This is a genomic window from Oceanicola sp. 22II-s10i (assembly GCF_002210105.1).
Taxonomy (GTDB): domain Bacteria; phylum Pseudomonadota; class Alphaproteobacteria; order Rhodobacterales; family Rhodobacteraceae; genus Pseudooceanicola.
In genome coordinates, this window is the sequence record NZ_AQQU01000001.1 from 235,806 (window position 1) to 248,359 (window position 12,554).

The window sequence follows — 12,554 nt, forward strand, 5'->3', positions numbered from 1 at the left end:
CTATATTGGGGGGTCGTTCAGACGGCCCCCCTTTTTACGTCTGCAGGCGCCGTTACTCCGCCCCGGCCCAGTCGTCCGACATCATTTCCCGCAGACGGCTGGCCGTGCGTTCAAATTCGAATACGCCCTCACCCTCGACGTAGAGCGATTCGGGCCAGTCTGCGGCGGAGCAGATCAGCCGCACCTTGGCCTCGTAAAGCGCGTCGATCAGCGTGACGAAGCGTTTCGCCTCGTTGAAATTCGATCGCCCGAGGCAGGGAATGTCCTCAAGCACCAGCACCCGCGCGGCATCGGCCAGCGCAAGGTAGTCCGCCGCCCCCAGCATCCGGCCGCAAAGGTCATGAAACCGCGCCCGCGCGACGCCGTTGCGGAACGCGGGGATCTCGACCTCGCGCCCCTTGACCTTGAGCACCATCGGCTCGGCCGCGCCACCCGTCAGATCCTGCCAGATCGCCTCGATCTCGGCCCGCGCCTCGGCGTTGACCGGGGTGAAGTAGACCTCGCCGCCGGACAGCCGGTCCTGCCGGTAATCCTTTTTCGACGCCAGTTCGTGAACGACCAGCCGGTCCTTGATCAGCGCGATGAACGGCAGAAAGCGTTCCCGCTGCAGCCCGTGCTTGTAGAGATCGTCGGGATGCCGGTTCGACGTGGTCACGATCACCACGCCCCTGGCCATCAGCCCCTCGAACAGCCGCCCCACGATCATCGCGTCGGCGATGTCGGTGATCTGCATCTCGTCAAAGGCCAGCACCCGGACGCTTTCGGCCACATCCGCGATCACCGGGCTCAGCGCGTCCTCCACCTTGGCCTGACGCGCCTTGTGCATCCCGTCGTGGACCTCCTGCATGAAGGCATGGAAGTGCACCCGCCGGACCGGCACGTCGAGGCTTTCGACGAACAGGTCCATCAGCATCGACTTGCCGCGCCCGACACCGCCCCACAGATAAAGCCCCTTGGGCGACTCGGGCGCCTTGCGGGAAAAGAAGCTCCGCTTGGGCGGCGCGTTCAGCCCGTCGGCGATGCGGTCGAATTCCGGCAGGACCTCTTCCTGCGCGGGATCGGGATGCAGGGCGCCTTCGGACAGGCGTTTGCGGTAAATCTCGGTGACGTTCGACATGATGCCGCCATAGCGCGGCGCGCCGGAATTGGGAAGCAGCAGCGCCGGTGATGCCGGACATCACCGATGTGCGATTGACGCCGACTGACCGAGGGGTAAGCTGCGCGCATAAGTCAACATATCTGTCCTATCGGAACAGCCATGACCCGCGCCTCCCTCTTCACACCCGTCCTGATCGTCGGCTGTCTCATCATCCTCGTGAACTTCTCGATCCGCGCCTCCTTCGGCGTGTTCCAGATCCCGATCGCCGAGGAATTCAACTGGCCCCGCGCCGAGTTCTCGTTGGCCATCGCGCTGCAGAACCTCGCTTGGGGCATCGGCCAGCCGATCTTCGCAGCCTTCGCGGAAAAGATGGGCGACCGCATCGCCATCATCCTCGGCGCGATCTTCTACGCGGCGGGCCTCGTGCTCAGCTCGGTCGCGGTGACGCCCGAGGCGCACCAGATGCTGGAGGTTCTCGTCGGCTTCGGCGTCGCGGGCACCGGCTTCGGGGTGATCCTCGCCGTCGTGGGCCGCGCCGCCTCGGCCGAACACCGCTCCATGTCGCTGGCCATCGCCACCGCCGCCGGGTCCGCCGGGCAGGTCTTTGGCGCGCCGGTCGCCGAATGGCTGCTGACCGCGATGCCCTGGCAGGACGTGTTCCTCGTCTATGCCGCCGCGATCATCGGCGTGCTGATCTTCCTGCCGTTCATGCGCAGCCCCACGCCGCCCGCCACGAAAGCCGAGCTCGAGGAAACCCTTGGTGGCATCCTCAGAAAGGCGGCCCGCGACCCCTCCTTCTCGCTGATCTTCCTCGGCTTCTTTTCCTGCGGGTACCAGCTGGCCTTCATCACCGCCCACTTCCCGGCCTTCGTGACCGAGATGTGCGGCCCGATCCTTGCCGGCGGGGTGCTGCACAACATCGGCATCACCACCACTTCGGCGCTCGGCGCCATCGCGATCTCGGTGATCGGGCTGGCGAATATCGTGGGCACGCTCTTTGCCGGGTGGCTCGGCAACCGCTACACCAAGAAGTACCTCTTGGCGGGCATCTACACCCTGCGGACCATCGTCGCCGCCGTCTTCATCCTGACGCCGATCACGCCCGCGACCGTGCTGCTGTTCTCGGTCCTCATGGGCGCGCTGTGGTTGGCGACGGTGCCGCTGACCTCGGGCCTCGTCGCCCACATCTGGGGCCTGCGCTACATGGGGACCCTCTACGGAATCGTTTTCCTCAGCCACCAGATCGGCGGCTTCCTCGGCGTCTGGCTGGGCGGCCGCATGTACGACATCTACGGCGACTACACGCTGGTCTGGTGGATCGGCGTCGGCGTCGGGGCCTTCTCGGCCATCGTTCACCTGCCGGTGCGCGAGAACCGGACGCCCCTGCCCGCCTAACCGTGAACCGCCTTGCGAAAGGCGGTCACCACCTCCTGCGGATGTGTGATCGTCACCCAATGGGACGCGCCGGGGATCTGCGCCTGCTCGGCCTCGCGGTTCCAGTTGGCCAGCAGCCCCATGCCCGACAGCGGAATCGACTCGTCACGCTCGGCCCAGATCGCCAGAACCGGCACGCCCGCCGCGCCGATACGGCGGTGCTCGTCCTCCAGCACCTCGGGAATCATCCGGCGCAGCGACGACAGGACGGACGGCACGAACCCGCGCCAGTCCAGCTGTGCCGCCTGCGCTGCGGCGACATCGGCCGGGGCGCCCTGATCGTCCCGCAGACGCGTCGCCGCCTTGCGGTGACGAATCGGAAAGACAACCCGGAACAGCCAGTCGCCAAGAACCGGCAGGCCCGCGGCGACCCGGTTCACGGTGCCGCCAAGCCGCGCGACCCCGGCGGGCGCGATCAGCACCAGCCGCCGCAGCATGTCCGGATGCTCGGCCGCGTAGCAGGTCGCGATCTGGCCGCCCATCGAATAGCCGATCAGGGTGATGTCCCCCTCGATCTTCTCATGCGCGATCAGATCGCTTAGCTGCCGGACAAAGAAATCCCGCGTCTGCGGCGCGGCGGGCCGGTCCGACAGGCCGCGGCCGTAAAGATCATACACCAGCACGCGATAGCCCAGCTGATCCAGCCGGTCGGCAATGCCGTCCCAGACGAAACTCGGCGTGGTCAGCCCGTGCACGCAGACTGCGACCGGCCCCCGCACCTTGTCGTTCAGCCACCGGCAATGTGTCGTGCCCTGCGACAGCCGCACCGACTTGCCGGGCACCTCCGCCCGCACCTTGTCGTTGACCACGGGCTTGCGCAGTTCGCGGATGAAGGGTGCCAGGAACCCGGCGAAGATCAGACCAAAGAGAATCGCCGCCCAACTCATCGCCGCCGCCATGCCTCCAGGATGTGCCGGCCGGTCATCAGGTCCAGATGCGCCCCGCCGCCGTTCTTGAATATCGTAATTTCGTCATCGCTCGCGCGGCGGAAGGCGGCCAGATCGTAGTAATCCGCCACGATGTCCTCCCGCGCGATCGCGCCTTCGGTCAGCGGGGTCTTGAGCTCACCGATGTGATTCAGCGTGGTGTCAAAGCTGTCGACGAAGATTCGGCCCCGCTGCAATGCCGCATCATCTGCCTCGCGCATGTCCGGGCGATAGGCCCCGATCAGGTCCAGATGGGTGCCGGGCATCAGCCATTCGCCCTTCACCACGGGCGCGGTCGCCATGGTCGCACAGGTCACGATATCCGCCCCCGCCACGGCCGCCTCCAGATCGCCGACCGCCCGCGTCTCGGGCCAGTCCGCCGCCAGCGCCTCGGCCCCGGCGGGTGAGCGGTTCCAGACCTCGAACCGCGCGCCCGGAAACGCCGCGCCATAGGCGGCCCGCAGCGAAGCCGCCACCGTGCCTGCCCCGACGATCAGGATCACCCGGCTGTCCGCCCGCGCCAGCCGCCGCGCAGCCAGCAGGCTGTCGCCCGCGGTCTTCCACTTGGTCACGAGGTGGAAATCGACGATCGCCTCCAGTAGCCCAGTGTCGTCGGCGTAGAGCGACACACCGCCGTTCACTGCCGCCAGCCCGCGATCCCGGTTGCCCGGAAAGATCGTCGCGGATTTGACCGCGATCCCCAGTCCGTCGATCCAGGCCGACCGCGACAACAAAGTGTCGGCGCCGCGATAGAGGAATGTATCGCCGATCTCGGCCTTCGGCAGCTGGTGCCCCGCCGCCAGGGCATCGGTCAGACCGATCCAGTCCAGTGCCGCCTCGCCCTCGGCGAATCCGATGACTGGAACGTTCATGCCGCCTCTGCCTCGGTCAAGAGACCCGCCCCGACCAGCCGCGCGGCCCAGCCGTCCGGCCCGGTGAACAGGTGCGTCTGCCACCCGCGCGACTCGGCCATCGCGATGTTGTCCGCACGGTCGTCGGTGAACAGCAGCGCGCCGGGGGCGATGCCGCAGTCCGCCTCGACCATCTCGTAGATCCGTGGCTCTGGCTTGATGACCCCCATGTGCCCCGACACGAAGGCCCGGTCGAACTCGTCCAGGAAACCATAGCGTGTCCGGGCCAGCTCGAAGCTTCCGATACCGAAATTCGTGAGCGCAAAGACCGGAACGCCCTTCGCGCGCAGGGCCCTGAGCAGACGGACCGACCGTGGGATCTCGGGCCGGGCCAGCTCCAGCCAGCGATCATGCCACAGCCGTATCTCGTCACGATAGGCCGGGTTCGCCTCGGCCGTGGCATAGATCGTGTCGCGGAAATCCTCGCCCCGGTCGACACGGTCGTTCATCCCGTGCAGGTCGACCTCGGCGAACAGCGCCTCACGCCGCGCACGGCCGAACTCGGCATCGTAGAAACGCTCGGGCTGCCATTCGATCAGCACGTTCCCGATATCGAAGATCACGGCTTCGACCTGCATCCTGTCTCCGTCCTGTCGGCGCGGGTCGAGTGCCCGCTGTTCGGGGCAGGATACGCATCGCCGGCGCATGTCGCCAGCGGCCAGCCGAACACCGCCGCAGGGCAGGACATTTCGGCATCACGCGTCCGGCGCGTCTCAACCCTGAGCGCGCACCAAAGGCGGCCCCCGCGCCGAACGCCGCTCCGGTGGCGACAACAGCATCCGCTCGCCTACAGGTGTCAAATCCCGTGCACCGTTGCCACCAGTCCCGGCGGGCGAGTCGCCCCCGATCAGAAGGACCATCAGAAACCCGGACAAAAGGATCAGCATCACACGCATGATCCCAGCATCGCCCGGAAACCTGTCCATATCCTTAACCGGCGCAGGACAGGCACCGCTTGCATCCATGCGCCCCCTGCGCGAGCCTCCCGCAAAGGAAGGAAGCCGCCGATGACCGACGCCAGCGCCAACCACACCGACGCCCCCGCCGGCCCCCTCACCGCGTTCGGCCCGGAGATCTGGCTGGCCGAAGGCCCCGTGGTCGACGGCATGGCCGGGTTCCACTACCCGACCCGCATGGCCCTGATCCGCCTGCCCGAGGGCGGCCTGTTCGTCTGGTCCCCGACCGCGTTGACGGAGGAGCTGCGCGCCGCCACCGACGACCTCGGGCCCATCCAGGACATCGTGGCGCCGAATGCCCTGCACCACCTCTTCCTGTCCGACTGGGCCGAAGCCTACCCCGCGGCCCGCATCCACGGCACGGTAGAGCTGAAGGACAAACGCCCGGACATAAGTTTCACCACCTCTCTCGACGCCGCCGCGCCCGAGGCATGGGCCGGCCATATCGACCAGACCATCTTCCCGAACCGCATCGCAAATGAGGCGGTCTTCTTCCACCGCGCCAGCGGCACCGTCCTGATCACCGACCTGATCCAGCAGCTGCCGCGCGACTGGTACTCCGGCTGGCGCGGGCTGGTCGCGCGGCTCGACCTGATGACTGCGCCGCGCCCCTCGGTCCCGCGCAAGTTCCGCCTCGCCACCCGCGACCGCCCCGCGGCCCGTGCCGCAGCGGTCACGATCCTCGGCTGGCCTGCCACGACCCTCGTCATGGCACACGGCACCCCGGTCCGAACCGACGCGGCCCGGACCCTGGCACAGGCCTTCGACTGGCTCGTCCCGCCCCCTGCTTCTTCTGGTTGAAAATACTTTCGGGGGGAGTCGCGGGCGCAGCCCGCGGCGGGGGGCAGACGGCCCCCCGACAACGCCACCACAAACGAAAAGGCCCGGTCAACCGACCGGGCCTTTCCACATTCCCCTGAACCGGACCGGTTCAGTGCAGCTTGGTCTCGACCTGCGCGATCGAGTCGTCGATCAGCTTGTTCGCCTCGGTGGCGCTGATCTCCTTGGCGATCGTCTCGCGGGCGACGGCGACGGCGACGATGATCGCCTGGTCGCGGACCTCTTTCACGGCAGCGGCCTCGGCCGATGCGATCTGGTCCTCGGCGGCGGCCAGACGGCGCTTGATCGAGCCTTCCAGATCGGCCTTCGCCTGTTCGGCGGCGGCCTGGGCCTCGCCCTTGGCGGTCTCGACGATGCGGTCCGCCTGCGCCTGCACCTCTTTCTGCTTGCGCTCGTAGGAGGCCAGCAGAGCCTGCGCTTCCTCGCGCAGCGCGCGGGCCTCGTCCAGCTCGGCGCGGATGCCGTCGGCCCGCTTGTCGAGCATCCCCATCAGCATCCCCGGCACCTTGAAGTACACGAGGACGGCGATGAACAGGATGAACGCCAGCAGCACGATGAAGTTCGTGTTGTGGAGCGAGAAGAACGGACCGGTCGCGGCGGCGGCCGGGGTGGCCAGCGCGGCGGCGAGGGCGGCGGATGCGAAGAGTTTCTTCATGTCCTTACCCCTTTACCCGGCCGTCGACGGCGGTGTCGATCGCGCCCTGGTCGGCCTTGAAGCCAAGCGCAGCGACGATCTCGGCCGCGGTTTCCTTGGCCACGACCTTGACGCTGTCCACGGCGCCGGCGCGGATCTCCGCGATGGCCTTTTCGCTTTCGGCGCTCTTGGCGGCGATCTGTTCGTCCGCCTTCGCGATGGCGGTGTCCAGCTCGGCCTGGATCTCGGCCCGTGCCTCGGCGGCGATACGGCCCGCTTCGACCCGTGCGTCGGCCAGCGCCTTGTCATAGGCGGCTTCGGCTTCTTCAGCCTTGCGCTTCAGATCCTCGGCGGCGGCGATGTCGTTGGTGATCGTGCCCGCACGCTGTGCCAGAACGGCACCGATGCGCGGCAGCGCCACCCGGCTGAGCACCAGGTAGATCACGACGAGCGTGATGATCAGCCAGAAAATCTGGTTGGGGAAATGCGAGAAGTCGAGCTGCGGCATCCCCGCGCCCGAAGCGGCGTCATGACCCGCGACGCCGGTGGCGTCGGCAAGGCCCGTGGCCCCTTCCCCATGCGTTTCAGTAGCCATTCGATCCTCCTGGAACCCAAGTTTACCACGGACGGGGCCCTAGAGGGCACCCGTCCGCACGTAAGGATGGAGTGTCCGGATCAGACGGCGAACATCAGCAGCAGGGAGACGAGGAACGCGAAGATCCCCAGTGCTTCCGCGAATGCGATGCCGATGAACAGGGTCGCGGTCTGCGACGCGGCTGCCGACGGGTTGCGCAGGGCGCCGGACAGGAAGTTGCCCGCAACGTTACCCACACCGATTGCGGCTGCGCCGGAACCGATTGCTGCCAGGCCTGCGCCGATGTGTGCCAGATCGCCTTCCATGATGATGTCTCCTTACGATGGAATTGGTGATTTCGGATGATGGACGCGGACGCCCGGGTTAAGCGTAGGGTGCGTGCTCTGCACGCACCGCTGTCAATGCGACGGGTGCAGTGCGTCCTTCAGATACACGCAGGTCAGGATGGTGAACACGTATGCCTGGATGAAGGCCACGAGGATTTCCAGACCGTACATCGCGGCCACGGCTACCACCGACAGCGGCGCGATCGCGGCGATTGCGGCAAAGCCCGCGAACACCTTGATCACCGCGTGGCCGGCCATCATGTTGCCCGCGAGACGGACAGAGTGGCTGACGGGGCGGACGAAGTAAGAAATCAGCTCGATCACCGCGAGGATCGGGCGCAGCGCCAGCGGCGCCGACTTGACCCAGAACAGTTCGAGGAAATGCGCGCCGTTCTTGATGAAGCCGAGGATCGTCACCGTGAAGAACACGGCAAAGGCCAGCACGGCGGTCACGGCGATATGGCTGGTCGTGGTGAACGCCATCGGCAGCAGGCCGAGGAAGTTGGCGAACACGATGAACATGAACAGCGTCATCACATAGGGGAAGTACTTGATCCCGTCCTTGCCGGTCACGTCCTCGATCATCTTGTAGACGAAGCCATAGGCCAGTTCGGCCACCGACTGGGTGCGCGAGGGGATCGTGGCGCGGTTGCGGGTGCCCACGACCAGCAGCAGAGCGATCGCCACAACGGTCAGCGCCAGCCACAGGGTCACGTTGGTGATCGTGTACCAGTGCACCGGGCCATCGCCGAACAGCGGCTTGACCAGGAACTGATCCATCGGGTGGAACTGCAGACCGCCTTCCGCCCCGTGTGCCGCTTCGCCAGTTGCCGCTTCCGTCGCCATGCCTCAGCCCTTCTCGTCCCTCGCGGCGGCCTCGGCCGCCTGTGATCTCTGGATCTCGGTGGCGGTGCGAAGCATTACCTTCACCCCGGCCGCGAAACCCAACAGCGTGAACACGACAATCCCGAAGGGTGCGGTTCCCGCCAGTGTATCCAGCCCGAAGCCCAGCGACGCCCCGATCCCAAGGCCTGCCACCAGCTCGGTCACCATCCGCCATGCCATGTTGGCCTGTGAATAGTGCTCGTCCTTGCGGGGGCCGGGTTCCTGCGCCTTGCGCGCGGCCGCGAGCCTGCCCTCAAGCTGCGCCATGCGCGTCTTATGGTCGGACTCTGACACCGGAAACCCCTTCGGACATCCGCGATGTTGCTATGCGGCGGCGCGGCGTGAGTCAAGAACACGTTAATTCCCGTCAACTCACTGATTTTAATAGATCTTCAGAACGCCAAACACTCAACATCGCACCAAAGCATCAGATGTTAGCGCCGCAACTCGCCCGCAGGCCATATTCAACCGCCAAGTTGAACGTCGCCACGGCCTGTCGTATGCCGGGCCATGTCCACCGATCTCGACCAGGTCTTTGCCGCACTTGCCGATCCGACCCGACGCCGCATCCTGTCGATGCTGCTCGAGGACGACATGGCCGTGACCGACGTGGCCGAACCGTTCGAGGTCTCGCTCGCCGCGATTTCCAAGCACCTCGCCATCCTGACCCGCGCCGGTCTGATCAGCCAGGACCGGCGGGGCCGGATCACATGGTGCAAGCTGGAGCCCAAGGGCCTCTACTCCGCCTCGGTCTGGATGCAGGGATTCGGCCAGTTCGAGCCGGTGAACCTCGACGCCTTCGAACGCTTCCTCGCGGCAGAGCTCGGTGACGTAGCGTCAGACGACGCCTGACACCTCCCGGCCCCTGGAAATCCGCCAGTGCGCCCGATTGCAGCCTCATTCGGCGCTTACCTCGGGGGCATGAGCATCAACGCCCCGACCTCGTCCTCTTTCGGCATGACGGCACAGACCGGCACCGGTTCCGTCCGCCCCGAGCCGCTTTCGCGGCCCGCGGATGGCGGCGGTCTCGTCGGAACGCTCCGCGCCCGTCTTCTGAGCCGGGCCGGGCAGTACCGCCACATCGTGTTTCTGGCGGGCCAGATCAAGCACACCCGCGGAATGGCGATGTTCGACGGGATGCTTTTCCTCATGGCGATCTGTTCGATCCTGCTGCCGACCAGTGCGGGCTTCGCGCTGGCCAACGCGGCGGCCAGCACCATTGTCGGCCTGCCCTTCGCCATTCTGATGTTTCTCAGCCCCTTCGCGCTGATGGCACTGCTGCCGCTGCGCGTGCTCTACCTCGCGCTCGACGGTCTGCTCGGCATTCGCCTCCGGCTGTCGATCCTCGCCCCGCTCGCGCTTGTCAGCCTCGCGATCTTCATGTTTATCGGCCCGCTGGCCATTCGTCCGGCCGCCGTCACCGCCGTGCATGTCCCGATCGCGATGGAGCAAACGGCCAACAGCTGACCTCAGTCATCCCTGAGCAGCAGGACCAGCGCGATCACCGTAAGCACGACACCACCCAGCACCAGCGGCTGCGGCACCTCGCGCCCCAGCACCAGTTCCCACAGGATCACCCATGACGGGGTGAGATAGGTGTAGGCCATCACCTTGGCCGAGGGCAGGTGCAGAGTGGCGAACTGCAACAGGACAAAGGTCGTCGCACTGGCAAAGACCGAGATATAGGCCAGCGTGATCCAGACGATCGGCGGCAGCGCGGCCCAGTCCGTCGCAAGGATGTCGCCCCAGGCGTAGAGCGTCAGCACCACGAAACCCGCGACCAGCATGCCGAAGGTAAACACCACCGGCGGCTCGCCCCGGTTCAGCTTCGCCACCAGCGGCGTATAGATCGCATGGGCGACGCAGCCCCAGAAATAGACCGTCTCGCCGCGCCCGACCTCGAACCGCATCAGCGCCGCCGGGTCGGCGCGGAAGATCACCCAAAGTGCCCCCGCAGCCCCGATCGCCAGCGCCAGCGCCATCCGCAGCGTCGTCACCTGCCGCAGCAGGAACCACCCCGCCACCGCGGCCATCAGTGGTGTCAGCGTAAAGACGGCAGCCGTCGATACGGCCGGCGCGGTCTTCAGACCCTCGAACATCAATACGAAATAGATCGCGAAGATCCCGCCGAGCAGCGGATACCGCCATGGCGCCTGCAGGGCCGAACGCGGGATGCCCGTCGTGGCCAGCGCCGCCGCCCCCACGAGGCAGGCCGCCAGCAGGAACCGCGCGGCGTTCATCGCGGCGGGCGCGATATGCGGCGCGGCCATCGACCCGAGCGAGAACGACCCCGCCACCAGCATGGAAAACGTGAGCATCGCCGCATGCCCGCGCATCGGGCGGCGTTCCCGCAGAACGGCGGTCGTCACGATGCGCCGTCCTTGAACCAGTCCTTGATGAAGTTGAGGAAGGTCTGAACCTTGGTCGTCCGGTGCAGGTCCATATGCGTGACCAGCCACAGCCGCGAACACCATTCGGGCACCGGCGGATGCACCAGCACGAGGTCCGGATGATGCTCCGCCTCGTCACAGCGCAGGAAGCCCAGCCCGATCCCCGACAGCACCGCCTGCTGCACCGCACGGTTGTCGCCCGAGCGGAAGACGATGTTGGTCGAGGGCACGTTCTCTCGCATCCACAGCGCAAAGGGCGCGCGGCTCGACGCATCGTCGAAGCCGACGAAGCGATGCGTCATCGCCTCTTCGGGCGAGGCGGGCATGCCGTGCTTCTCGACATAGGACTTGGCCGCGTAGATCCCGGTATCCAGCGACAGGAACGGCTGGACCACGTTGTCGGGCTGCTGCGGCGGGCTGCCTGCGCGGATCGCCACATGCGCCTCGCCGTATTCCAGCCGGAACAGCCGGGCCGAGGTCAGGTAGCGCAGGATCACCTCGGGATATTCCCGCTGGAACGCCGCCATCGCGGGCACCAGCAGCTGGCTGAACCCGCTCAGCGTCGTCACCACCAGCTCACCCGTCACGGCATTGCCGCGCCCCTTGATCCGGCCCGCAAGCTGGCTGAACTGGTCGTCCGTCGCCTGTGCCACCCGCAGCAGGTCCTGCCCCGCTTCGGTCGGCGTGTAGCCCCGCGCATGCCGCTGGAACAGCTTGACGCCAAGCCGCCCCTCCAGCGCGTCGATATGGCGGATCACCGTGGCGTGGTGCACCCCCAGCACATCGGCTGCGCCAGAGACCGTGCCCAGCCGGGCGACCTGAAACGCCGTGCGGATTTCATCCCAGTTGTCCATGACACACCTGTGCGCGAGCGAACCTTTGGCGCATTCAATGCCACTTTCGTGCGCATCCGCAAGGGGGTGGGAACTATTTTCACCGCCCGGACTTCTGCCATAAGGGAGGGGACATCTTTCAGGAGACCCCCGATGTCCTACTACATGAAAGCATGGCTCGCCGCCGCCACACTGCCCGTCTGGCTCGCCTCGTCCGCATGGTACGACGCGGTCAAGATCGCCAACGCCCCCCTGCGCGTGATGCTCGACGCCGAGCGGAACGAGGACGCAGACGCCTGATACCATCGGCGGGGCGGGGCGACCGGCACCGCTCCGCCCATGACCGACGGGCAGGGGAACGGCGCAGGCGTCAGGACGTTGGAGGGTCACACCCCCAACCCCAAGGATCATGCCATGCACCCGATGACTGTTCCCCTCGCCTTCGCCACCCTGCCCTTCCAGATCAGCGCCGCGTTCTGGAGCAGCTGGATCGCCACCGTCTCGCGCACGTCGCGCGACGCCATCGCCGCGACACCCCCGGTCATGGACGCCGCGATCGCGGAAGCCCGCACCATCGCGCCCAACATGACCGTCAACCCGAAGTCCCTCCCCGCTTGAGCCCCGGACACCACGGGGCGGCCCGCCACGGCACGGCCGGACCGCCCCTCCAGCTTGACTCCGCGCCCCTTCACGCCTAAACGCCCCCTCAACACCCGGAAGGCTAA

General features: G+C 66.8%; 17 protein-coding genes. 6 read left to right on the forward strand and 11 right to left on the reverse strand.

The genetic code is table 11. The features are described 5' to 3' along the window. Positions 1-52: 52 nt before the first annotated feature. On the reverse strand, positions 53-1,117 hold the full coding sequence (gene zapE, locus ATO6_RS01255; protein WP_088622133.1) for a cell division protein ZapE: 1,065 nt from the start codon (positions 1,115-1,117) through the stop codon (positions 53-55). Between the two features lie 141 nt (positions 1,118-1,258). On the opposite strand from zapE, the gene ATO6_RS01260 reads away from it, so the two are divergent. Then, positions 1,259-2,494 carry an MFS transporter gene (locus ATO6_RS01260; protein ID WP_088622134.1) on the forward strand — a complete coding sequence of 412 codons (1,236 nt, stop codon included), beginning with the start codon at positions 1,259-1,261 and terminating at the stop codon, positions 2,492-2,494. Here ATO6_RS01260 and ATO6_RS01265 read toward each other — a convergent pair. The 3 genes from ATO6_RS01265 to ATO6_RS01275 are packed head-to-tail and all read right to left on the reverse strand — an operon-like array spanning position 2,491 to position 4,948. After that, positions 2,491-3,420 (reverse strand): alpha/beta fold hydrolase, encoded by a 930-nt coding sequence (locus ATO6_RS01265; RefSeq protein WP_088623355.1) that lies wholly within the window; start codon positions 3,418-3,420, stop codon positions 2,491-2,493. The two genes, ATO6_RS01260 and ATO6_RS01265, sit on opposite strands and share 4 nt — an antisense overlap. Then, the gene (locus ATO6_RS01270) at positions 3,417-4,331 is read right to left on the reverse strand and encodes an ornithine cyclodeaminase family protein (protein ID WP_088622135.1); all 915 of its coding nucleotides are present in this window, start codon (positions 4,329-4,331) and stop codon (positions 3,417-3,419) included. The genes ATO6_RS01265 and ATO6_RS01270 overlap by 4 nt, the downstream gene beginning before the upstream one ends. Continuing rightward, the gene (locus ATO6_RS01275; RefSeq protein ID WP_088622136.1) at positions 4,328-4,948 is read right to left on the reverse strand and encodes an HAD family phosphatase; all 621 of its coding nucleotides are present in this window, start codon (positions 4,946-4,948) and stop codon (positions 4,328-4,330) included. Before ATO6_RS01275 ends, ATO6_RS01270 begins: the two co-directional genes overlap by 4 nt. 429 nt (positions 4,949-5,377) lie before the next feature. Between ATO6_RS01275 and ATO6_RS01285 the strand changes: the two genes are divergently transcribed. After that, on the forward strand, positions 5,378-6,127 hold the full coding sequence (locus ATO6_RS01285) for a DUF4336 domain-containing protein (RefSeq protein WP_088622138.1): 750 nt from the start codon (positions 5,378-5,380) through the stop codon (positions 6,125-6,127). A gap of 130 nt (positions 6,128-6,257) precedes the next feature. Here the strand turns inward: ATO6_RS01285 and ATO6_RS01290 are convergent, their stop codons facing one another. The 5 genes from ATO6_RS01290 to ATO6_RS01310 all read right to left on the reverse strand — a co-directional run bounded on the left by ATO6_RS01290 (position 6,258) and on the right by ATO6_RS01310 (position 8,900). After that, positions 6,258-6,821, reverse strand: coding sequence for a F0F1 ATP synthase subunit B (locus ATO6_RS01290; RefSeq protein WP_088622139.1), 564 nt, complete (start codon positions 6,819-6,821; stop codon positions 6,258-6,260). Between the two features lie 4 nt (positions 6,822-6,825). Further along, a complete protein-coding gene (locus ATO6_RS01295; protein WP_088622140.1) occupies positions 6,826-7,395 on the reverse strand; it encodes a F0F1 ATP synthase subunit B' in 570 nt (189 codons plus the stop codon). Positions 7,396-7,475: 80 nt separating this feature from the next. Then, a complete protein-coding gene (locus tag ATO6_RS01300; protein WP_008755373.1) occupies positions 7,476-7,700 on the reverse strand; it encodes a F0F1 ATP synthase subunit C in 225 nt (74 codons plus the stop codon). 93 nt (positions 7,701-7,793) lie between these two features. Beyond that, positions 7,794-8,567, reverse strand: a complete 774-nt coding sequence (locus tag ATO6_RS01305) for a F0F1 ATP synthase subunit A (RefSeq protein ID WP_088622141.1) — start codon at positions 8,565-8,567, stop codon at positions 7,794-7,796. 3 nt (positions 8,568-8,570) lie between these two features. Beyond that, complete coding sequence (locus ATO6_RS01310; RefSeq protein ID WP_088622142.1) at positions 8,571-8,900, reverse strand: AtpZ/AtpI family protein; 330 nt, start codon at positions 8,898-8,900, stop codon at positions 8,571-8,573. A 216-nt stretch (positions 8,901-9,116) separates the two neighbouring features. On the opposite strand from ATO6_RS01310, the gene ATO6_RS01315 reads away from it, so the two are divergent. After that, on the forward strand, positions 9,117-9,458 hold the full coding sequence (locus tag ATO6_RS01315; RefSeq protein ID WP_088622143.1) for a metalloregulator ArsR/SmtB family transcription factor: 342 nt from the start codon (positions 9,117-9,119) through the stop codon (positions 9,456-9,458). Between the two features lie 69 nt (positions 9,459-9,527). Next, positions 9,528-10,073, forward strand: coding sequence for a hypothetical protein (locus tag ATO6_RS01320; RefSeq protein ID WP_141101908.1), 546 nt, complete (start codon positions 9,528-9,530; stop codon positions 10,071-10,073). 2 nt (positions 10,074-10,075) lie between these two features. Here the strand turns inward: ATO6_RS01320 and ATO6_RS01325 are convergent, their stop codons facing one another. Together ATO6_RS01325 and ATO6_RS01330 are read right to left on the reverse strand one after the other, a co-directional pair. Beyond that, the gene (locus ATO6_RS01325; RefSeq protein ID WP_088623356.1) at positions 10,076-10,942 is read right to left on the reverse strand and encodes a DMT family transporter; all 867 of its coding nucleotides are present in this window, start codon (positions 10,940-10,942) and stop codon (positions 10,076-10,078) included. A 29-nt stretch (positions 10,943-10,971) separates the two neighbouring features. Beyond that, complete coding sequence (locus tag ATO6_RS01330; RefSeq protein WP_088622145.1) at positions 10,972-11,850, reverse strand: LysR family transcriptional regulator; 879 nt, start codon at positions 11,848-11,850, stop codon at positions 10,972-10,974. Between the two features lie 132 nt (positions 11,851-11,982). On the opposite strand from ATO6_RS01330, the gene ATO6_RS24940 reads away from it, so the two are divergent. Both ATO6_RS24940 and ATO6_RS24735 read left to right on the forward strand, forming a co-directional pair. Beyond that, complete coding sequence (locus ATO6_RS24940) at positions 11,983-12,129, forward strand: hypothetical protein (RefSeq protein WP_176440787.1); 147 nt, start codon at positions 11,983-11,985, stop codon at positions 12,127-12,129. Positions 12,130-12,243: 114 nt separating this feature from the next. After that, positions 12,244-12,447: a hypothetical protein gene (locus ATO6_RS24735; protein ID WP_141101909.1), complete on the forward strand. Its 204-nt coding sequence runs from the start codon at positions 12,244-12,246 to the stop codon at positions 12,445-12,447. The last annotated feature ends 107 nt before the right edge of the window (positions 12,448-12,554 follow it).

What these genes read in the sequence shown, in the direction of transcription:
- ATO6_RS01275 (WP_088622136.1), bottom strand. Translation starts at nt 4,948, where the DNA reads ATGCAGGTCGAAGCCGTGATCTTCGATATCGGGAACGTGCTGATCGAA.
- ATO6_RS24940 (WP_176440787.1), top strand. Translation starts at nt 11,983, where the DNA reads ATGTCCTACTACATGAAAGCATGGCTCGCCGCCGCCACACTGCCCGTC.
- ATO6_RS01270 (WP_088622135.1), bottom strand. Translation starts at nt 4,331, where the DNA reads ATGAACGTTCCAGTCATCGGATTCGCCGAGGGCGAGGCGGCACTGGAC.
- ATO6_RS01285 (WP_088622138.1), top strand. Translation starts at nt 5,378, where the DNA reads ATGACCGACGCCAGCGCCAACCACACCGACGCCCCCGCCGGCCCCCTC.
- ATO6_RS01330 (WP_088622145.1), bottom strand. Translation starts at nt 11,850, where the DNA reads ATGGACAACTGGGATGAAATCCGCACGGCGTTTCAGGTCGCCCGGCTG.
- ATO6_RS01295 (WP_088622140.1), bottom strand. Translation starts at nt 7,395, where the DNA reads ATGGCTACTGAAACGCATGGGGAAGGGGCCACGGGCCTTGCCGACGCC.
- zapE (WP_088622133.1), bottom strand. Translation starts at nt 1,117, where the DNA reads ATGTCGAACGTCACCGAGATTTACCGCAAACGCCTGTCCGAAGGCGCC.
- ATO6_RS01305 (WP_088622141.1), bottom strand. Translation starts at nt 8,567, where the DNA reads ATGGCGACGGAAGCGGCAACTGGCGAAGCGGCACACGGGGCGGAAGGC.
- ATO6_RS24735 (WP_141101909.1), top strand. Translation starts at nt 12,244, where the DNA reads ATGCACCCGATGACTGTTCCCCTCGCCTTCGCCACCCTGCCCTTCCAG.
- ATO6_RS01265 (WP_088623355.1), bottom strand. Translation starts at nt 3,420, where the DNA reads ATGAGTTGGGCGGCGATTCTCTTTGGTCTGATCTTCGCCGGGTTCCTG.
- ATO6_RS01300 (WP_008755373.1), bottom strand. Translation starts at nt 7,700, where the DNA reads ATGGAAGGCGATCTGGCACACATCGGCGCAGGCCTGGCAGCAATCGGT.
- ATO6_RS01290 (WP_088622139.1), bottom strand. Translation starts at nt 6,821, where the DNA reads ATGAAGAAACTCTTCGCATCCGCCGCCCTCGCCGCCGCGCTGGCCACC.
- ATO6_RS01315 (WP_088622143.1), top strand. Translation starts at nt 9,117, where the DNA reads ATGTCCACCGATCTCGACCAGGTCTTTGCCGCACTTGCCGATCCGACC.
- ATO6_RS01260 (WP_088622134.1), top strand. Translation starts at nt 1,259, where the DNA reads ATGACCCGCGCCTCCCTCTTCACACCCGTCCTGATCGTCGGCTGTCTC.
- ATO6_RS01320 (WP_141101908.1), top strand. Translation starts at nt 9,528, where the DNA reads ATGAGCATCAACGCCCCGACCTCGTCCTCTTTCGGCATGACGGCACAG.
- ATO6_RS01325 (WP_088623356.1), bottom strand. Translation starts at nt 10,942, where the DNA reads ATGCGCGGGCATGCGGCGATGCTCACGTTTTCCATGCTGGTGGCGGGG.